The sequence below is a fragment of the Streptoverticillium reticulum genome (genome assembly GCF_047456005.1).
Classification (GTDB): Bacteria; Actinomycetota; Actinomycetes; order Streptomycetales; family Streptomycetaceae; genus Streptomyces; species Streptomyces reticulum.
Window position 1 is genome coordinate 1209085 of sequence record NZ_CP179755.1, and the last position, 19024, is coordinate 1228108.

Below are 19024 nucleotides of genomic sequence, written 5' to 3' on the forward strand. Positions count from 1 at the left end.
TCCTGGACGCACCTGCTGGAAGGAGACCTTCCGTGCTTCGCGTCGCAGTCGTCGGTTCGGGGCCCAGCGGTGTCTTCACCGCCCAGGCCCTGGTGCAGCAGCAGTCCGTCCCCGGGGTGACCGTGGACGTGCTGGACCGGCTGCCGTGCCCGTACGGGCTGGTGCGCTACGGGGTCGCGCCCGACCACGAGAAGATCAAGTCGCTGCAGAACACGCTCCGGACGGCCCTGGAGCACCCCGGCGTCACGTTCCTGGGCAACGTGCGGGTGGGCGAGGAGCCCGGGGCGCTGGCGCCGCGGCGGCTGCTGGAGCTCTACCACGCGGTGGTCTACTGCGTGGGCGCGGCGGCCGACCGCCGGCTGGGGATCCCCGGCGAGGACCTGCCGGGGAGCTTCTCGGCCACGGAGTTCGTCTCCTGGTACAGCGCGCATCCGGACGCCGCGCCCGGCGGGTTCGTCCTGGGCGCCCGGTCGGCCGTGGTGATCGGCGTCGGGAACGTGGCCGTGGACGTGGCCCGGCTGCTGGCGCGCGGCGCCGACGAGCTGCGGCCCACGGACGTGCCGGACGCGGCGCTGGCGGCCCTGGCCGAGAGCAGGGTGGCGGACGTCCACGTGGTGGGCCGGCGCGGTCCCGCGCAGGCGAAGTTCACCACCAAGGAGCTGCGCGAGCTGGGCGGGCTGACGGGGGTGCAGGCCCTCGTGCGCGGCGAGGAGGCGGCGCTGGACCCGGCGTGGGCCGATCCGTCCGCGCTGCCGTCGGCGGTCCGGCGCAACGTGGAGGTCCTCCGGGGCTGGGCCGGGCAGCCGGAGCAGGAGCACGAGCGCCGGATCCGGCTGCGGTTCTTCCTGCGTCCCGTCGCCCTGCTCGGGGACGGCGCGGTGGAGGCGGTGCGCTTCGAGCGGACCGAGCCGGACGGGCACGGCGGCGTCGCGGGGACCGGGCGCTTCGAGGAGATCGGGGCGCAGCTCGTGCTCCGGTCCGTGGGATACCGGGGGGTGCCGGTCCCGGGCCTGCCCTTCGACGCGCGGAACGGGACGGTGCCGCACGTGCAAGGCCGGGTGCTGCGGGACGGGGCGCCCGCGCCGGGCGAGTACGTCGCGGGCTGGATCAAGCGCGGTCCGACGGGAGTGATCGGCACCAACCGGCCCTGCGCCAAGGAGACGGTCGCGTCCCTGCTGGCCGACGCCGAGGCGCTGCTGGCCCGCCGGCCGTCGGGCGATGCGCAGGCGGCGCTGCGGGCTGCGGGGCAGGAGCCGGTGGAGTGGCCGGGCTGGCTGGGGATCGAGGCGGCGGAGGCGGCGCTCGGGCAGCGGCTGGGCCGCGGGACGGTGAAGATCCCGGACTGGGCCGGCCTGCTCGCCGCGGCACGGAACGGCCGCTGACCCGACCGCCGGTGACGGTGCGTCAGCCGAATGCGGCGAGCCGGCCCGCCTGCCGGGCGGCGGCGGTGAGGACGCTGTCGAGGAGGCCGGGGAAGAGCGCGTCCAGGTCGTCCCGGCGCAGGGAGTTCATCTTCGCGGTGCCCCGGTAGATCTGCCGGATCACCCCGTTCTCCCGGAGCACGCGGAAGTGGTGCGTGGTGGTGGACTTGCTGACCGGCAGGTCGAACACCGAACAGGACTGCTCGCAGTCGCCCGCGGCCAGTGCGCGCACGATCCCCAGGCGCAGCGGGTCGGACAGGGCGTGCAGCACGCCCTCCAGCCGGATCGTGTCGCGGTCGGGGTGCTCGAGGGGGCGGCTGGTCGGGTTCTGCACGGCTGCTCTCCTCGAGGTGCGACGGCGGATGCCGGGGGTTCCGAGGCTTCATTGTACGAGAGCCCTCGTAGTTTGACACCTGCCGTACTACGATGGTTATCGTACGAGCCAGGACGAAGCCCGCCTGCCCCGCAGGCGAGACCCGAAACGGAGCCTGCCCGTGAGCGCACTGTTCCAGCCCCTGACCCTCCGGTCGCTGACCTTCCCCCACCGCGCCTGGATGGCGCCGATGTGCCAGTACTCGGCCGAACCGACCGGCCCCGGCGCGGGCGTGGCGCACGACTGGCACTTCGCCCACTACGCCGCGCGCGCCACCGGCGGCACCGGCCTGATCCTCGTCGAGGCCACCGCCGTCAGCCCCGAGGGCCGGATCAGCCCCGGGGACCTGGGCCTGTGGAACGACACCCAGACCGAGGCGCTGCGGCGCATCACGGCGTTCCTGAAGCGGCAGGGCACCGTCCCCGGCATCCAGATAGCGCACGCCGGACGCAAGGCGGCCACCGATGCCCCCTGGCGCGGCGGCGAACCCGTGGGACCGGAGGAGGGGTGGACCCCGGTCGCCCCCAGCCCGCTGCCGTTCCAGGACGACCACCCCGTGCCCGACGAGCTGACGGTTGATCAGATCAAGGAGATCGTGGGGCAGTTCGCCGCCGCGGCGCAGCGCGCCCTGGCCGCCGGGTTCGAGGTCGTCGAGGTGCACGGCGCCCACGGCTACCTCATCAACGAGTTCCTCTCGCCGCACAGCAACCACCGCACCGACGCGTACGGCGGCTCCTTCGAGAACCGCACGCGCTTCGCGCTGGAGGTCGTGGACGCCGTCCGCGCGGTGTGGCCCGACGAACTGCCGGTGTTCTTCCGCATCTCCGCGACCGACTGGCTCACGGAGAACCCCGAGGACGACCGCGAGGGCTGGACCGGCGACGACACCGTGCGTTTCGCCCGTGAGCTGCGCGCCCACGGCGTGGACCTCCTCGACGTCTCCACCGGCGGCCTCGCCCCCGCCGCGCGCATTCCCGTCGGCCCGGGCTACCAGGTGCCGTTCGCACAGCGGGTGAAGGACGAGACCGGGATGCCGGTCGCCGTGGCCGGGCTGATCACCGACCCGCAGCAGGCCGAGAAGATCGTCGCCGGGGGCGCGGCCGACGCGGTGCTCCTGGGCCGCGAGCTGCTGCGCGACCCGTTCTGGGCACAGCGGGCCGCCGGGGCGCTCGGCGGTGACCTGCGCGCACCCGACCAGTACGCCAGGGCCCACTGACCACCCTTCCCACCACCCTTCCCACCACCCTCCTGATCACCCTTTCGAATGAATCAGCCGGGCGTGTCGGCCCGCCGCCGCGCCCGGATCCCGCTGCGGACGATATGAGCCGCGCCTCCCGCTCGCGTACGATCCTGAGCTCTGCGCAGGAATGCGCAATTGTTCAGATCCACGCGGGCAGGGAGGGGCAGCAGCTGTGGCTGCACGGCCGTTGAACGAGATCGTCGAACCGGGCTGGGCCAAGGCACTTGAGCCGGTGGCCGGGCGGGTCGCCGCGATGGGCGACTTTCTGCGCGCCGAGATCGCGGCGGGACGCACCTATCTGCCGTCGGGCGCGAACGTCCTGCGCGCGTTCCAGCAGCCGTTCGACGAGGTGCGGGTCCTGATCGTCGGCCAGGACCCGTATCCCACGCCCGGCCACGCCGTGGGGCTGAGCTTCTCCGTCGCCCCGGACGTCCGGCCCCTGCCGGGCAGCCTGGAGAACATATTCCGCGAGCTCAACGCGGACCTGGGCCTCCCCCGCCCGTCCAACGGCGACCTCACGCCGTGGACGCAGCAGGGCGTGCTGCTGCTCAACAGGGCGCTGACCACCGCCCCGCGCAAGCCCGCCGCACACCGCGGCAAGGGCTGGGAAGAGGTCACCGAGCAGGCGATCCGGGCGCTCGTCTCCCGGGGCAGGCCGATGGTGGCCGTGCTGTGGGGGCGCGACGCCCGCAACCTGCGCCCGCTGCTGGGCGGCGTGCCCTGCGTCGAGTCCGCGCACCCCTCCCCCATGTCCGCCGACCGCGGCTTCTTCGGCTCCCGGCCGTTCAGCCGCGTGAACGACCTCCTGACGGGCCAGGGCGCGGCTCCGGTGAACTGGCAGCTCCCCTAGGGCAGAACATCTGTCATGAGCAGCTCCGCAGCGCAGCAGAACCTCGTCCTCGGGGTCGACTCGGGCGGCTCGGGCGTCCGCGTCGCCCTGGCCTCCGCCGACGGGGGCGGCCCGGCCCCGGCCGGGGCCCCCTGGATCCGCGCGTCTCCGGAGCCCGCCGTCACCGGCGCCAGGGGCATCGACGCACGCAGCCTGCTCGACCGGGTGCTGCCCGCTGCCCGTGAACTGCTGCGGGCGGCGGAAGCCGAGCGCTGCGGGGCCGTGTGCGTGGGCGCCTCCGGGATGTCGACGCTCGGGGACGACCTCCGCGCCGTCCTTCCCGGCGCGCTGCGGGAGGCACTGGGCATGCGCCGCCTCGCCCTTGCCTCCGATGCCGTGACCGCCTACGCCGGGGCGCTGGGGCAGCGTCCGGGCGCCGTGGTCGCCGCGGGCACCGGCATCGTGGCGCTCGGCACCGACCTGTCCCCCGAAGGCGGCTGGCGGCGCGCCGACGGGTGGGGGCACCTGCTGGGCGACTGCGGGAGCGGCGCCTGGATCGGGCGCGCCGGGCTGGAGGCGGCGCTGCGCGCACACGACGGACGCGCGGGCGGTTCGGCCGCGCTGCTGGAACGGCTCGAAGCCGTCTTCGGGCCGGCAGCAGGGCTGCCCGGGAAACTCTATCCGCGCGCCGACCGTCCGGCCGTGCTCGCCTCCTTCGCCCCCGAAGTCGCCCGGTGCGCCGCGGCCGACGAGGTCTCCGCGGGCATCCTGCGGTCCGCCGCACGGCACATCGCCGAGGCCGCCGCGGCGGTCTGTCCCCGCGTGCCGGAACATCCCGCGACGGAGCCCGCGGTGGAGCCCGCGGTGTGCGAAGTGGCGCTCACCGGCGGGCTGTTCGGCATCGGTGAACCACTGCTCGCCCCGGTACGCCGGGAATTGCACGAGCAACTGCCCGGCGCCCGGCTGACGACCGCCGCGGGCGGCCCGCTCGACGGTGCATTGTGCGTGGCAGCCGCGCTGCTGACGGACACTCTGTTACTGCCTGCCGATGGGTCGCTACTCCACGTCGTTTGCTGAACGCATCCGTGTGCACCGGATGAACCGGCGATCGAGCGGGGATTGAGTGGCGATTGAATCCAGACATACCTTGCACGACCCTGTTCAGTTACCCCCGCCCGAACGACCGAGTCCGATGAACGGCTAACATGCGGGCGCATGAGCTCCCCCACAGGGCCCACGTCCGGCCTGCCAGTACGAATGCCCCGCCCCCGCCAGCCCGGGCGGCACCGGCGGCCCGAGCCCGTGGCCGCTCCGACAGGTGCGCCCCCGCTGGTGCTCGCCGTGCCCGGGACGCCCGACACCGCCATGCGCCGCCTCGCCGAGGAGATCCTCAGCATCGCCCGGTCGGAGCTCCCCGGGCTCGACGCCCGCATCGGCTACGTGGACCACGCGGCCGTGGCCGACGAGCCGGGCTACCCGGCCCTGGACTCCGTCCTCGGCCACGCCGCCGCCCAGCGCACCGCACGCGCCCAGCAGGCGGCCGCGGCGGAGGCCGGCGAGCCCGTCGCCGACGCCTGGGCGCAGGCGCCCGACGCCGTGGTGATCCCGCTGCTCGCGGGGCCGGACAGCGCGGTGCTGCGCCGGATACGCCAGGCGGTCATGAGCAGCGGCGCCGCCTGCGAGCTCACCGACGCCCTCGGCCCGCACCCGCTGCTCGCCGAGGCCCTGCACGTGCGGCTCTCCGAGGCCGGTCTGGCGCGCGCCGACCGGGCCCGGCTCTTCACCGTCACCACCGCCGCGGACGGCATCGTCCTCGCGACGATCGGCGGCGAGGAGGCGGCGCAGGCCGCGGGCATCACCGGCATGCTGCTCTCCGCGCGCCTCGCGGTGCCCGTGCTGGCCGCCGCGCTGGACGAGGACGGCGCCGTGGCCCGGGCCGCCGACCAGCTGCGCGCCTCCGGCTCCCGGAACCTCGCGCTGGCGCCCTGCCTGATCGGCCCCGAGGCCGACGAGGCGCTGCCGGCCATGGCGGCCAAGGAGGCCGGCTGCGCCACCGCCGAGGCCCTGGGCGCGTACCCCGCGATCGGCAGGCTCGCCCTGGCCAAGTACACGGAGGTGCTGGGCATCTCGATGCCGTCGGCCGCGGGACCGGGCGGCATGCCGCTCCGCTGACCACCGCAGGCGACCACCGCCCATCCGAGGCCTCCCCGCCGAGGGGAGGCCTCGGGCCGTTTCCCGGACCGTCCGGAGAACGGCCGCGCGTCGGCCGGTCACGTCAGCCGGTGCTCAGGCGAAGACCACGCACGAGGCGGCCGGTGTCGCGACCGCTCCCGCCTGCACGGGTATGCCCGTGTCCGGGTCCACGATGAACCAGCTGACGTCGCCGGAGCGCTCGTTGGCGGCGTACAGCAGCCGGCCGCCGGGATGTGCGGCCAGGTGGCGGGGCCAGTGGCCGCCGCAGCCCACGGTGGCGTGCAGCGCGGGCGTACCGCCGTCCGGGTCGAGCGCGAAGACGGCGATGCTGTCGTGGCCGCGGTTGGCCACCCACAGGAACCGGCCGTCCTGCGAGACGACGGCGGTCGAGGGGTAGTTGGGCGCGCTGACGCCCGGGGGCGCCGCGGCGGCTCCGGAACCGTCCGCCGAGAGCACCCCTGCGGCCGCGTCCCACCGGCACACGGTCACCGTCGAGTCGAGCTCGCCGACCACGTAGACCCGCCGGCCGCGCGGGTGGAAGACCAGCTGCCGGGGCCCGCTCCCCGGGCGCAGCGCGGCCTCCCGGTGCGGGGTGGGGACGCCGGTCGTGGGGTCGAGCGCGTAGACGTACACCGCGTCCGTGCCGAGGTCCGCGGCGAGCAGCCAGGCACCGGAAGGGTCGGGCACGACGGCGTGGGCATGCGGCCCCTCCTGCCGCTCGGCCACCGGCCCGCCGCCCTTGTGCGGCAGCACGGCCGCGGGAGCCGCGAGGGAACCGTCCGGGCGGAGGGGCAGCGCACTGACGCTGCCCGAGCCGTAGTTGGCCGTGAACAGCTGCCCGCCGGCGACGGCGAGGTGGGTGGGCCCGGCGCCGCCCACGGGCACGGCCGGTCCGAGGAGCCGGGGTCCGGCCGGGTCGGCCAGGGAGAACGCCGCGACGGTGCCCTCGTCGGTCTCGCTCACGGCATAGAGCACGTCACCGCGGGGGGACAGCGCCAGGAACGACGGGTTCGCGACGGCATCGGTGGTGTGCACGGGCGTCAACGCCCCCGAATCGGGGTCGACTTCGGCAACGGTGATGCCGTGGCCGCCCGCCTCGGTGAACGAGCCGATGTACGCCCGCTGTCCGCACCGTCCGTTGTCGGCCATTGCGCCGTCCCTCCCCGCGTCGGTCCCCGTGGTCACCGACGCTACACGGAGGCGCCGACAGCCTGAGCGTCACTGATACGCGACGCTCGTCGGGCGGACCGCGACAGCCACCCGGTCCGGCGCGTCGGGGGGCAGCTGCCCCCCGAGATCGCGGCCGTAGCGTTCCGCGAGCGCGGTGAAGAGCCGGCACTGTCCCACGGGTCTCTGGTCGACGAACTGTGGGGAAGGCAGCCGCCGAAGACCGCGCTGTCGACCGTGCGCACCCACGTCTACCACCTCCGGAAGATGCTCGGGCAGGCGACCGGAGGCGCCGTCCCGCCGGACCTGATCGGCACCTGGTCCACCGGCTATGTGCTGCACGCCGCGCCGGAACAGGTCGACGCCGAGGTCTTCCAGCGGCTCACCCGGCAGGGAGAGGCACTGCTGAAGGCGGGGGACCTCACGGAAGGGTCGCGCCTCCTGTCCCACACGCTGCAGACGTGGGACGGGGACGTCCTCGCCGACGTCACGTGCGGGCCCGTCCTCTCCCGGCATGTCCAGCACCTCGCGGAGGTGTACATGCGGGCCCTGCAGCAGCGGATCGGCGCCGACATGCAACTGGGCCGGCACCGCTCCGTGGCCGCGGAGCTCAGGAGCCTCGTCGCCCGGCACCCCATGGACGAGTGGCTGCACGGCCAGCTCATCACCGCCCTGTACCGGTGCGACCGCCGGGCGGACGCCCTGCGCGCGTATCAGGAGCTCCGGACGATCCTCCGGGACGAACTCGGGCTCGACCCCTCTCCGGCCCTTCAGCACATGCAGCGGCTCATCCTCTCCGGCACCGGTGGCGACGGCCTGGACGGCCCGGCACGCCGGGGGCCGTCGGGTCCGAGGCCGGTGGCCCGGGGCGGCGCCGGTCTCTCTCGGGACTTCCCTGCGCCGGAGCCCGCGGCGTCCCTGTCGTTCCGTGAGGCCGCGGCTGTGGGCGCGTAGGGCCGGAGGGCCGGGACCGCCTCCCGGCCCCGGCGCGTGTCAGGCTCCGACCAGAGGCGAGGGCCGGGTGCTGTGCAGGGGCGCGGCCAGTTCCTGGAGGGCCCTCTCCAGGCCGTGCAGGTGGACGAGCGCGGCGGGCGCCGCCTCCGCGCGTTCCGCAACTGCCGCCGCAGCAGCCGTGCCGCGCTCCGTCCCCGGCGTGGTCAGCGCCTCCACGGCTGCCTCCACACGCAGGCAGGCAGCGGTGAGGCGCTCGTCGTGCGAGGCCACCGGGTCCGCAGCGACGGCCGCCAGACCCCGGACCTCGCGGGCGCAGTCGTCGAGGAGGGCGAGTACGCGCCGCGCCTTCTCCTTGCGGGCGCGCAGCGGGCTGAAGGGGTGGACCAGAGGTGCGAGCGAGAGCCGTACCCGGCCGAGCAGCAGCTCCAGTTCGGCGACCCGGGCCGCCGGGTCCGCGATGGTGGAGCCGGCGAGGCGCGCCGCGGCCTCGGCGGCGCAGGCGTGCACGCAGTGCAGCGCGCGCCGGATCCAGGCGTCGGTGGTGGCGTGCGTGGTCACGGGCAGGACGAGCAGCACGGCCAGGGCGGCGCCGAGCGCCCCGGCCCCGGTCTCGGTCAGCCGGAGGACGAGCAGGGCGGGGTTCAGGACGCCGAGGAGCCCGTAGAGCAGTCCGGCCATCAGCGTCACCGCGAACATCATCCACGTGTAGGAGACGGGGGCGGAGTAGAAGATCCCGAAGACGCACACGGCGATGAGGACCGCCGAGGGCACCGGCGCTCCGTGCAGCGGGATGGCGACGAGGCCTCCGGCGGCGATGCCGAGCACGGTGCCGAGGATCCGCCGGAAGCCCCGTACGAGGGTCTCGCCGCGGGAGGCGGTGTTCACGAAGATCCACCACGTGGCGCCGACGGCCCAGTACCAGCGCTGGTCGGACAGCAGCTGCCCGGCCATGAGGGCGAACGCGCCACCGAGCGCGGCCTGGACCGCCTGGCGGGTGGTCGTGCGGGCGAGCCCGGATCCGCCGGGCGGGGCGGGCGCGGCGGCGGGCGGCAGCCGGCGCTCGTAGCACCACAGGCCGAAGCGGACGGTCGAGGAGATCAGGAGGGAGCAGGTGACGGCCGTGCAGAGCTCGGGCAGCTGCGCGGGCACGGCGTGCAGGAACTGTGTCGCGAAGAAGGTCATGAACGCGAACACCCCGAGCGCATGGCCGCGCGGTCCCCAGCGCCGGGCGTAGACGCCCGTTCCCATGACGGCGAGGAAAGCCGCGTCCCGTGCCAGGGGCTGGCCGTGCAGCATCGTCGCCAGGGCGAGCACGGGGAAGCCGACTGCGGGCAGCAGGGCGGTGGTGACCGCCTGTCCGCGGACGGTCGTGTCGGTGACCGTGAAGAGCGCGAGGAGCGCGGCGAGCCCGCCGATGACGGCCGCGACGAGGGAATGGCCGGCCAGACCGCAGACCGACACCGCCAGACCGACACCGAGGACGGCCCGGGCAGCACTCCGCAGCCGCAGCCTCCCCGGGTCCGGAGCCACGAACGCCCGCTTCAGCACAGATTTCGCTCCCTGCATACCGGCATGAAAAAGGCGCCGCGGAGACCCGCAGCGCCATCGACATCTCCATCACAACATCCGACCTCCTGTTGGCTCAAGAGATGCGAAATATTCTGTGCCATTGGCCCAGTATTCCGGCCGGGATGCGGGCCGGTACGAGGCCAGTGGCCGACCAGTGCGGGGCTGAGGCGGTGGATCCCCGGCCCCGGACCCATGGCGGTGGGATGATCCTGTAGCCATCGGGTGCCGGGAGGCGCCGGATGGCTGGGCCATTGGTACAGTCGCGGCGCTGGACCGCCGACCAGAAGGAGGCCCGCCCGTGGCCGTTGACGCGCTGGACGCCAGGATCCTGAAGCTGCTGCTGGAGCAGCCCCGGACGAGTGTGCGCGAGTACGCGCGCGTGCTCGGCATCGCGCGCGGCACCCTGCAGGCGCGGCTCGACCGTCTGGAGCGCGACGGGGTGATCACGGGGACCGGCCCCCGGCTGTCCCCTGCCGCGCTGGGCCATCCCGTGCTGTCCTTCGTCCACATCGAGGTCACCCAGGGCCATCTGGACACGGTGGCCGATGCCCTGGCCGGAATCCCGGAGATCATCGAGGCGTTCTCGATCACCGGCGGCGGCGATGTGATGACGCGCGTGGTCGCGCGCGATGCGGCCCACCTGGAGGACGTGATCCAGCTGATGGTCCGGCTGCCGGGCGTGGTGCGCACGCGAACCGAGATGGTGCTGCGCGAGCGGGTGCCGTACCGGATGGTGCCCCTGGTGGAGGCCGTGGGGCGGGCGGCGGCGCAGAAGACTTCCTGAGCCGGGGGGTTCCGCGGGCGCGGCCTCCCGGCTTGGCATCCTGGGCGCATGGTCACGTCCCAAAGGCTTGCGGTCATTTTCGATCTCGACGGAACGCTCGTGGACAGCGAGCCGAACTACTACGCGGCAGGGCGGAGAACGCTCGCCCACTACGGCGTGCACGACTTCACCTGGGAGGACCACTGCCGTTTCATCGGCATCGGCACCCTCGAAACACTGGAGACGCTGCGGAGCGCGTACCGCATCGAGGCGCCCGCCGCCGAGTTGCTCGCCCTGCAGAACCGCTTCTACCGGGAACTGGCCGCGGCCGGGACCGAAGTGTTCCCCGAAATGCGCAAGTTCGTGGAGCGGCTGCACGCGGCGGGGATCCCGCTCGCGGTGGCGTCCGGCTCCTCGCTCAGGACGATCGGGGCAGTGCTGTCCGCCACCGGGCTGTCCGTCTTCTTCCCCGTCGCCGTCTCCGCGGAGGAAGTGCCGCACGGCAAGCCCGAACCGGACGTCTTCCTGGAGGCCGCGCGCCGGCTGGGGGTCGCGCCCGGAAGGTGCATCGTGGTGGAGGACGCCGCACCGGGCGCGGAGGCGGCGCACCGGGCCGGAATGCGCTGCATCGCCGTGCCCTACGCCGCCGGGATGCCGCAGGACGCGGGATTCACCACCGCAGGGCTGGTATTCGCAGGCGGGCAGGAGGAGTTCGACGCAGAGCAGGCCTACGCATGGGTGGCCGCAGGCGACTGAGGCGGTCCTGGGTTCTCCTCGCGCGACGGTGGGTGCGATTATCTGCTCACCCATCTCACTCATCCCAACACGCGAGGAAAAGGTAGCCACATGGAGCGAACTGGGAGAAGACCGGCCCGCCGGTGGACTGTTGCCGCAGTCGCCTCGGCCGTGGCCGCAGCGGTGGCCCTCCCGGCGACGGCCGCGGAAGCGCAGAGCGGCCAGTCGGGCATAGCCGCCAAGGGCGCGTTCCTGCTCGACGGCGGCACCGATCGGGAGCTGTGGGGCAAGGACGCCGACACCAGGCGGCAGATGGCCAGCACCACCAAGGTCATGACCGCGATGACCGTCCTGGACAGCCCCGGCCTCGACCTGAACCGGCAGATCACCGTCAAGCAGTCCTACCGCGACTACGTGGAGCGCACCGGGGCGAGCACGGCGGACCTGCGCACGGGCGACAAACTGACCGTCCGTCAGATGATGTACGCCCTCCTCCTCCCGTCCGGCTGCGACGCCGCGAACGCCCTCGCCGACACCTTCGGCACCGGCGGCACCGAGGCGGCCAGGACGGCCTCGTTCATCGCGAAGATGAACCGGAAGGCCGCCGACCTGGGCATGAAGAACACCAAGTACGACTCGTTCGACGGCATATCGCAGGCCGGGAACAACTACACCACCGCCCGCGACTCCGCGAAGCTCGCCCGGCACGCGCTGACGAGCGCCACGTTCGGCACGGTGGTCAGGACGACCACCACCCAGCAGAAGGCGGCGAACGTCAACCGCACCTACTACTGGGACAACACGAACAAGCTGCTCGGGTCCTACAGGGGCGCCATCGGCATCAAGACGGGAACCGGCACCGCCGCCGGCCCCTGCCTGGTCTTCGCCGCCCAGCGCGGCAAGCGCACGGTCGTGGGCGTCATCCTCAACGACCCCGTCAACCGCTACCCGGATGCGGTGAAGATGCTGAACTGGGCCTTCGGCACGAAGACTCCGGTGAAGCTGCGCCAGCTGCCGCCGTCGGCGCAGAAGGACTGACGAGCCGGCCCCGGCGCTCTCAGCCGAGGAAGGACAGTCGCACCTGGCGGTCCGGGTTGTCCCGGTTGGTGTCCACCAGGCACACGGACTGCCAGGTCCCCAGCGCCAGTCGGCCGCCGACGACCGGCAGCGTCGCGTGGGGCGGTACCAGTGCGGGCAGTACGTGGTCGCGGCCGTGGCCCGGGCTGCCGTGCCGGTGGCGCCAGCGGTCGTCGGCGGGGAGCAGGTCGTGCAGGGCTGCGAGCAGGTCGTCGTCGCTGCCTGCGCCCGTCTCCAGGACGGCGACGCCCGCCGTCGCGTGCGGCACGAAGACGTTGAGCAGCCCGTCCCGGCCGGCCGCCGCCTCGCGCAGGAAGGCCTCGCAGTCGCCCGTCAGGTCGTACACGGTCTCGGAACGGCCGGTGGTGACGTCCAGGACGTGGGTGCGGAATGTGTCGGTCATGGGGCCATTGTTCCTTCCGCCCCGGGGTACGCCGGGCGGGAGGGGTGCTTCACAGACCGCGTCGGCTGCGGCAGTATGAAGCGACGGACGATCATGGAGGTGCCGGGGCTGCCATGCGCGTGGGACTGTTCGTCACCTGCGTCAACGACACTCTCTTCCCCCGCACCGGGCGCGCGGTGGTCACGCTGCTGGAACGGCTCGGTGTCCGGGTCGACTTCCCCATGGCCCAGACCTGCTGCGGGCAACCCCTTTACAACACGGGCTACCGGCACCGCACCGAGTCCCTCGTGCTCGGCCTCGCCCGGGCCTTCCGCAACCACGACGTCATCGTGACGCCCTCCGGCTCCTGCGCCGCCATGGTCCGCGACAACTACCCCCGGATCGCCGCTCGTGCCACGGCCGAGGAGCGCCCGCCCGGCCGGGCCGAGGCGCTGGCCGAGGCGGCGGCGGCCGTGGTGCCCAAGACCCACGAGCTGACCGAGTTCCTGGTCGACGTCCTGGGAGTGACCGACGTCGGCGCCCGCTTCCCCCACACCGTCACCTATCACCCCACCTGTCACGGACTGCGTGTCCTGGGCCTCGGCGACCGCCCCCGCCGGCTGCTGGAGGCGGTCGAGGGCCTCGAACTGCGGGAGCTGCCGGGCGCGGAGGAGTGCTGCGGGTTCGGCGGCACCTTCGCCGTCAAGAACCCGGCCGTGTCCGCCGCGATGGGCACGGACAAGGCCCGCGCCGTGGCGGGGACGGCCGCGCAGGTGCTGTGCACCGCCGACAACTCCTGCCTGATGCACATCGGCGGCATCCTCGCCCGCCAGGGCTCCCCCGTGCGCCCCGTGCACATCGCGGAGATCCTGGCCTCCACGGACGGAAACCTCCTGTGAGCCGCACCTACCTGGGCATGCCCGCCTTCCCGGAGGCCGCCGCGGTCTCCACCGGCGACGACGCCCTGCGGGCCAACCTCCGCCGCGCCACCCACACCATCCGCGCCAAACGGGCGGCCGCCGTCGCCGAACTGGACGACTGGGACCGGCTGCGCGCGGCCGGAGCCGCCGTCAAGGACCGGACCCTGCGCCACCTCGACCGCTACCTCCTCCAGCTGGAGGAGAGCGTCACCCGGGCCGGCGGCACCGTCCACTGGGCAGCCGACGCCGACGAGGCGAACCGCATCGTCACCGACCTCGTCCGGGCCACCGGCGAGACCGAGGTCGTCAAGGTCAAGTCCATGGCCACGCAGGAGACCGGCCTCAACTCCGCACTGGAACAGGCCGGCATCCGGGCGTACGAGACCGACCTCGCCGAACTCATCGTGCAACTCGGTGACGACCTCCCCTCCCACATCCTCGTCCCTGCGATCCACCGCAGCCGCGGCGAGATCCGTGACATCTTCCGCACCCGGATGACCGACTGGGGCCGCCCGGCACCGGCCGGGCTGACCGACCGGCCCGCGGACCTCGCCGAGGCTGCCCGGCTGCACCTGCGCGAGAAGTTCCTCCGCGCCAAGGTCGCCGTCTCCGGCGCCAACTTCATGGTCGCCGAGACCGGCACCCTCGTCGTCGTCGAGTCCGAGGGCAACGGGCGGATGTGCCTCACCCTGCCGGAGACCCTCATCTCCGTCGTCGGCATCGAGAAGACCGTCCCCACCTGGCAGGACCTGGAGATCTACCTCCAGCTCCTGCCCCGCTCCGCCACCGCCGAGCGCATGAACCCGTACACCTCGATGTGGACGGGCACCACCGACGGCGACGGCCCGGACTCCTTCCATCTGGTCCTGCTCGACAACGGCCGCACCGACGCCCTCGCCGACCGGACCGGCAGGCAGGTGCTGCGGTGCATCCGCTGCTCGGCCTGTCTCAACGTCTGCCCCGTGTACGAGCGCGCAGGCGGCCACGCCTACGGCTCCCCCTACCCGGGCCCCATCGGCGCCGTCCTCACCCCTCAACTCCGCGGCCTCGCCTCCCCTCTGGAGGAGTCCCTCCCCTTCGCCTCCTCCCTGTGCGGCGCCTGCTACGACGTGTGCCCGGTCGCCATCGACATCCCCGAAGTGCTGGTGCACCTGCGCGAACGCGTCGTCCAGGGCGGCGAGGTCACGACGCGTGGCGTCCGGACCGTCGTCAAGCCGGCGAAGAGGCACCTCGCCGAGCGCGCGATGATGCACGCCGCCGGCTGGACGTTCGACCACCCCGGGGCACTGCGCCGCGCCCAGCGCCTCGCGGCCCGCACCCGCCAACTCCACCCGGGGCGGCTGCCGGGACCAGGCCGTGCCTGGTCCGACACCCGCGAACTGCCCCCGCTGCCCGCGGAACCGTTCCGCGACTGGTGGTCGCGCACCTGCGGAGGCACGGCATGAGCGGCACCAGCAGGGACCGGATCCTGGCCCGGGTGCGCCGGGCCCTCGCCGACGTACCGGCCCACGAGCGCCCGCAGGACCACCCCGTCCCGCGCGACTACCTGCGCACCCATGGGACGCGCACCCCCGCCGAGTCCGTGGACCTGCTCGCGGAGAACCTCACCGACTACCGTGCCGTCGTGCACCGCGTGGACGCGGCCGGGCTGCCCGCGCTGCTCGCGGAGTTGCTCGGCCGGCACGGAACACGGCGTGTGGCCGTCCCGGCCGGGCTGCCCGCCGAGTGGCTCGCACAGGCGGCCGTGGAACAGGTGCCCGACTCCGCCGGTCTCACGGCACGGGAGCTGGATGCCGTGGACAGCGTGGTCACCGGGTGCGCCCTGGCGATCGCCGAGACCGGAACCGTGGTCCTCGACGCCGGCCCCGGCCAGGGGCGCCGTCGCCTCACGCTCGTCCCCGACCATCACGTGTGCGTGGTGAGAACGGCCGACCAGATCGTGGACTCGGTACCGCAGGCCCTCGGGCGCCTGACCCCCGCACGCCCCCTGACCTGGATCTCGGGCCCCTCCGCGACCAGCGACATCGAGCTCGACCGGGTGGAGGGCGTGCACGGCCCGCGCGCGCTGGACGTGGTCCTCGTGCACGAGGACCGTCCACGCGGTGAACAACACGCGGTGAACAAGCCGTGACGCGTGAGTCCGTATCCGCGTGGGGGTTGTGACCTTTATCGGTTCTGTTCGACCCTGGTGCCTCCTGTTTCCTCTCGTGCGCCCCGGAGTCTGCCCATGTGCGAGTGGCTCTCCGCTCCCGAGATCTTCCAGGTGAACCGGGAGCCTGCCCGTACCCCTCTCGTCCCGTTCGCAGACCTCGGCTCCGCCCTCGGCGACCGGCCGGAGGCCTCCCCCTACTACCGTTCGCTCAACGGCGACTGGCGCTTCGCCTGGTCCCGGAACCCCGACGAGCGGCCCGCGGACTTCTTCACCGACGGCTTCGACGACTCCGGCTGGGACCGGATCACCGTGCCCGGCAACTGGGAACTGCAGGGGTACCCGGAGCCGGTCTACTTCAACGTCCGCTATCCCTGGAGCGGATACGAGCAGCCCGACCCTCCGCAGGTGCCCACCGGCTTCAATCCGGTCGGCTCCTATCGCCATACCTTCACCGTCCCCCACGCCTGGGCGGGACGGCACGTCCTCCTCTCCTTCCAAGGGGTCAAGTCCGCGTTCTGCGTGTGGGTCAACGGCCGGCTTGTGGGCTACAGCGAGGACAGCTATGCGCCCGCCGAGTTCGACCTCACCCCTTATGTGCGCACGGGAGCGGACGAGCCCCTCAACACCCTCGCCGTGGAGGTCTACCGCTGGTCCAGCGGGAGCTGGCTCGAGGACCAGGACCTGATCGACCTGTCCGGCATCTTCCGCGACGTGTACCTCTATGCGGTATCCCCGGTCCACGTCCACGACCTGTTCGTGTGCACGGAGTTGGACGCCGACTGCCAGAACGCCGAGCTGACCGTGACCGCGACCGTGCGCTCCCGCCAGGACCTCCGGCCCGGCCCCCACCGGATGCAGGCGATCCTTCACGACGCAGGGGGCACCCCGGTGCTCGCCCTCACCGGCACGGTCCGCTTCGACGGCTCGGCAGAGGCGACCGTGGAGCTCGGCGCCCGGGTGACCCGGCCCGCCCTGTGGTCGGCCGAGGATCCCGCCCTGTACCTCCTCACGTTCGAACTGGCCGATTCTCAGGGGCACATCGTCGATGTGCAGCGCACACGAGTCGGCTTCCGCACCGTCCGCTGCGGCCCGGGAGAACTGACCGTCAACGGCCGGCCTCTGGTCTTCCGGGGCGTCAACCGGCACGAGACCGACCCCGACCGCGGGCAAGCGGTCACCGAGCAGCGGATGGTCGAGGACATCCGCATCATGAAGCAGCACAACATCAACGCCGTCCGCACCTCCCACTACCCCAACCACCCGCGCTGGCTTGAGCTGTGCGACGAATACGGCCTCTATGTGATCGACGAGGCCAACCTGGAGACGCACGAGGTGCGAGACAGCCTGCCTGCGGACCTGCCCGAGTGGACGGCCGCCTGCCTCGACCGCGTGCGCAGCCTGGTCGAGCGCGACAAGAACCATCCCAGCGTGGTGATGTGGTCGCTGGGCAACGAAGCAGGCCAGGGTGGTGTCTTCCGGACCATGGCCGACTGGGTGCACCGCCGCGATCCCTCCCGGCCGGTGCACTACGAGGGCATGAACGCCGTCGCCGACGTCGAATCGCAGATGTACGCCGGGCCGGCAGAGGTGGCCGCCTACGGGTTGTCCGGCAACCCCAAGCCGTACATCCTGTGCGAGTACGCGCACTCGATGGGCAACAGCACCGGAAACCTCCGGGAGTACTGGGACGTCATCGAGGCCCATCCCACGCTGCACGGCGGCTTCATCTGGGACTTCGCCGACCAGGCCGTGCGCCTCCCGGTGCCGGGCGACCCCGGCCGCACCTACCTCTCCTACGGCGGGGACTGGGGCGACGGCTCCCTCTCCGACGGCAACTTCTGCTGCAACGGTCTCGTGGCCGCGGACCGCACCCCTCATCCTGCGCTCCACGAGGTCAAGAAGGTGTACCAGCCGGTGCAGTTCACCGCTGCGGCGCCGGCCACGGGCGTGGGAGCGGGCACGGTGAGGGTCGCCAACCGGCAGCTGTTCACCGGGCTGGAGGCCTACGACCTCCGGTGGGAGGTCACCTGCGACGGCGCCCCCGTGCAGCGGGGAACCGCCCCCGCACCGGAGGCCCCACCCGGACGGACCGTGACCGTGACCCTGCCGCTGGAACCACCGGAGAAGCCGGAACCGGGCGCCGAATACTGGCTGAACGTGTGCTGCGTGCTGCGCGAGGGCACGCGATGGGCCGAGGCGGGTCATGTCGTCGCCGCCGAACAGCTCGCGCTCCCCTGGCACGGTGCTCCGCCCCCGGAGTGCCGTGCCTCGCGCAGGCCCGCGCTCCGGGTCGCCCGGACCGCGCATGCCGTCACCGTCACCGGGTCCCCTCTCGAACTCGTACTGGACGTCCTCACCGGCTCGTTCACCACCTTCCGTTGTCATGACCGGACTCTGCTGACGGACGGGCCCGTCCCCAACTTCTGGCGCGGCCCGACCGACAACGACATCGGCCGCGGCGCCCAGATCACCTCGCGCACCTGGCGGGACGCCGGTGCCCGGCGGACCGTGACGGGGATCGAGGTCGACCGCTCCTCACCCGCCGAAGTGGTGATCACCGTCATGGCCGACCTGCCCACTGCTCCGGCGGTCTCCCGCTGGAGCACCGTCTTCACCGTGCACGGCGACGGTGATCTGCACGTGCAGCACACCCTCGCGCCCGGAGCCGGCCTCCCCGATCTTCCGCTGGTGGGCGCGCTGCTGACGGTTCCGGGAGATCTCACGGACCTCGGCTGGTACGGGTGCGGACCGCACGAGAACTATCAGGACCGGCGGACCAGCGCCTTCGTCGGCCGCCATCGTCTTTCCCTGGACACCACGGACTCCTCCCTCATGCCGTACGCGCGCCCGCAGCAGGCGGGCAACGCCGTCGATGTGCGCAGTGCCTCGCTCACGGCGCGGGACGGCTCGGGACTGTGCATCCTGGCCGACTCCGCCGCCGCGCGCGGCGACACCCGTCGATTGCTGGAGATCAGTGCACTGCCCTGGTCTCCCTTCGATCTCGAGGGCCCACGCCATCCCCACGAGCTGAAACGCGGGGACGGGACCGTCCTGGGTGTCAACCACCGCCAGACGGGCGTGGGCGGCAACGACTCGTGGGGGGCACCGCCGTTGGAGGCCTACCTGCTGCACGCCGACCGTGACTACAGCTACGCCTACCTCCTGCGGCCCACCCGGCCGGCCGCTTCCCGACCTTCACCGTAGGAGAAACGCCTTCGCCGTGTGCCGAGTTGTCCACAGGCCCGGTCA

At 73.0% G+C, this 19024-nt stretch carries 17 protein-coding genes; 13 read left to right on the forward strand and 4 right to left on the reverse strand.

Annotated features, from left to right (window positions below; genetic code table 11):
- Positions 1 to 32: 32 nt before the first annotated feature.
- Positions 33 to 1382 (forward strand): FAD-dependent oxidoreductase, encoded by a 1350-nt coding sequence (locus ACMATS_RS05510; RefSeq protein WP_414167080.1) that lies wholly within the window; start codon positions 33 to 35, stop codon positions 1380 to 1382.
- 22 nt (positions 1383 to 1404) lie between these two features.
- On the opposite strand, the gene ACMATS_RS05515 is transcribed toward ACMATS_RS05510, so the two are convergent.
- Positions 1405 to 1755 carry an ArsR/SmtB family transcription factor gene (locus tag ACMATS_RS05515; protein WP_390778567.1) on the reverse strand — a complete coding sequence of 117 codons (351 nt, stop codon included), beginning with the start codon at positions 1753 to 1755 and terminating at the stop codon, positions 1405 to 1407.
- Between the two features lie 160 nt (positions 1756 to 1915).
- Between ACMATS_RS05515 and ACMATS_RS05520 the strand changes: the two genes are divergently transcribed.
- The 4 genes from ACMATS_RS05520 (at position 1916) to ACMATS_RS05535 (ending at position 6035) form a co-directional block, all read left to right on the forward strand.
- A complete protein-coding gene (locus tag ACMATS_RS05520) occupies positions 1916 to 3010 on the forward strand; it encodes an NADH:flavin oxidoreductase/NADH oxidase (RefSeq protein ID WP_414167081.1) in 1095 nt (364 codons plus the stop codon).
- 196 nt (positions 3011 to 3206) lie between these two features.
- A complete protein-coding gene (locus tag ACMATS_RS05525; protein WP_390778565.1) occupies positions 3207 to 3884 on the forward strand; it encodes a uracil-DNA glycosylase in 678 nt (225 codons plus the stop codon).
- 15 nt (positions 3885 to 3899) lie between these two features.
- Positions 3900 to 4940, forward strand: coding sequence for an N-acetylglucosamine kinase (locus ACMATS_RS05530; protein WP_414167082.1), 1041 nt, complete (start codon positions 3900 to 3902; stop codon positions 4938 to 4940).
- Between the two features lie 138 nt (positions 4941 to 5078).
- Positions 5079 to 6035, forward strand: a complete 957-nt coding sequence (locus tag ACMATS_RS05535; protein ID WP_390778563.1) for a sirohydrochlorin chelatase — start codon at positions 5079 to 5081, stop codon at positions 6033 to 6035.
- Positions 6036 to 6149: 114 nt separating this feature from the next.
- Here the strand turns inward: ACMATS_RS05535 and ACMATS_RS05540 are convergent, their stop codons facing one another.
- Complete coding sequence (locus ACMATS_RS05540) at positions 6150 to 7205, reverse strand: lactonase family protein (protein WP_414167083.1); 1056 nt, start codon at positions 7203 to 7205, stop codon at positions 6150 to 6152.
- Positions 7206 to 7394: 189 nt separating this feature from the next.
- On the opposite strand from ACMATS_RS05540, the gene ACMATS_RS05545 reads away from it, so the two are divergent.
- On the forward strand, positions 7395 to 8177 hold the full coding sequence (locus ACMATS_RS05545; RefSeq protein WP_414170660.1) for an AfsR/SARP family transcriptional regulator: 783 nt from the start codon (positions 7395 to 7397) through the stop codon (positions 8175 to 8177).
- Between the two features lie 39 nt (positions 8178 to 8216).
- On the opposite strand, the gene ACMATS_RS05550 is transcribed toward ACMATS_RS05545, so the two are convergent.
- Positions 8217 to 9725, reverse strand: coding sequence for an FUSC family protein (locus tag ACMATS_RS05550; protein ID WP_414167084.1), 1509 nt, complete (start codon positions 9723 to 9725; stop codon positions 8217 to 8219).
- 319 nt (positions 9726 to 10044) lie between these two features.
- Between ACMATS_RS05550 and ACMATS_RS05555 the strand changes: the two genes are divergently transcribed.
- From ACMATS_RS05555 to ACMATS_RS05565, 3 genes are all read left to right on the forward strand, one after another.
- Positions 10045 to 10530 (forward strand): Lrp/AsnC family transcriptional regulator, encoded by a 486-nt coding sequence (locus ACMATS_RS05555; protein WP_390778539.1) that lies wholly within the window; start codon positions 10045 to 10047, stop codon positions 10528 to 10530.
- A 48-nt stretch (positions 10531 to 10578) separates the two neighbouring features.
- Positions 10579 to 11265: an HAD family hydrolase gene (locus ACMATS_RS05560; protein WP_414167085.1), complete on the forward strand. Its 687-nt coding sequence runs from the start codon at positions 10579 to 10581 to the stop codon at positions 11263 to 11265.
- Positions 11266 to 11355: 90 nt separating this feature from the next.
- Positions 11356 to 12282, forward strand: coding sequence for a D-alanyl-D-alanine carboxypeptidase family protein (locus ACMATS_RS05565; protein ID WP_414167086.1), 927 nt, complete (start codon positions 11356 to 11358; stop codon positions 12280 to 12282).
- Between the two features lie 19 nt (positions 12283 to 12301).
- On the opposite strand, the gene ACMATS_RS05570 is transcribed toward ACMATS_RS05565, so the two are convergent.
- Complete coding sequence (locus ACMATS_RS05570) at positions 12302 to 12724, reverse strand: YjbQ family protein (protein WP_414167087.1); 423 nt, start codon at positions 12722 to 12724, stop codon at positions 12302 to 12304.
- 113 nt (positions 12725 to 12837) lie between these two features.
- Between ACMATS_RS05570 and ACMATS_RS05575 the strand changes: the two genes are divergently transcribed.
- The 4 genes from ACMATS_RS05575 (at position 12838) to ACMATS_RS05590 (ending at position 18979) form a co-directional block, all read left to right on the forward strand.
- Positions 12838 to 13602, forward strand: a complete 765-nt coding sequence (locus tag ACMATS_RS05575) for a (Fe-S)-binding protein (protein ID WP_414167088.1) — start codon at positions 12838 to 12840, stop codon at positions 13600 to 13602.
- A complete protein-coding gene (locus ACMATS_RS05580; protein WP_414167089.1) occupies positions 13599 to 15068 on the forward strand; it encodes a lactate utilization protein B in 1470 nt (489 codons plus the stop codon). The genes ACMATS_RS05575 and ACMATS_RS05580 overlap by 4 nt, the downstream gene beginning before the upstream one ends.
- The gene (locus ACMATS_RS05585; RefSeq protein WP_414167090.1) at positions 15065 to 15754 is read left to right on the forward strand and encodes a LutC/YkgG family protein; all 690 of its coding nucleotides are present in this window, start codon (positions 15065 to 15067) and stop codon (positions 15752 to 15754) included. Before ACMATS_RS05580 ends, ACMATS_RS05585 begins: the two co-directional genes overlap by 4 nt.
- Positions 15755 to 15850: 96 nt before the next feature.
- A complete protein-coding gene (locus ACMATS_RS05590; protein WP_414167091.1) occupies positions 15851 to 18979 on the forward strand; it encodes a glycoside hydrolase family 2 TIM barrel-domain containing protein in 3129 nt (1042 codons plus the stop codon).
- The last annotated feature ends 45 nt before the right edge of the window (positions 18980 to 19024 follow it).

What these genes read in the sequence shown, in the direction of transcription:
- ACMATS_RS05530 (WP_414167082.1), top strand. Translation starts at nt 3,900, where the DNA reads ATGAGCAGCTCCGCAGCGCAGCAGAACCTCGTCCTCGGGGTCGACTCG.
- ACMATS_RS05535 (WP_390778563.1), top strand. Translation starts at nt 5,079, where the DNA reads ATGAGCTCCCCCACAGGGCCCACGTCCGGCCTGCCAGTACGAATGCCC.
- ACMATS_RS05540 (WP_414167083.1), bottom strand. Translation starts at nt 7,205, where the DNA reads ATGGCCGACAACGGACGGTGCGGACAGCGGGCGTACATCGGCTCGTTC.
- ACMATS_RS05560 (WP_414167085.1), top strand. Translation starts at nt 10,579, where the DNA reads ATGGTCACGTCCCAAAGGCTTGCGGTCATTTTCGATCTCGACGGAACG.
- ACMATS_RS05565 (WP_414167086.1), top strand. Translation starts at nt 11,356, where the DNA reads ATGGAGCGAACTGGGAGAAGACCGGCCCGCCGGTGGACTGTTGCCGCA.
- ACMATS_RS05570 (WP_414167087.1), bottom strand. Translation starts at nt 12,724, where the DNA reads ATGACCGACACATTCCGCACCCACGTCCTGGACGTCACCACCGGCCGT.
- ACMATS_RS05575 (WP_414167088.1), top strand. Translation starts at nt 12,838, where the DNA reads ATGCGCGTGGGACTGTTCGTCACCTGCGTCAACGACACTCTCTTCCCC.
- ACMATS_RS05585 (WP_414167090.1), top strand. Translation starts at nt 15,065, where the DNA reads ATGAGCGGCACCAGCAGGGACCGGATCCTGGCCCGGGTGCGCCGGGCC.
- ACMATS_RS05590 (WP_414167091.1), top strand. Translation starts at nt 15,851, where the DNA reads ATGTGCGAGTGGCTCTCCGCTCCCGAGATCTTCCAGGTGAACCGGGAG.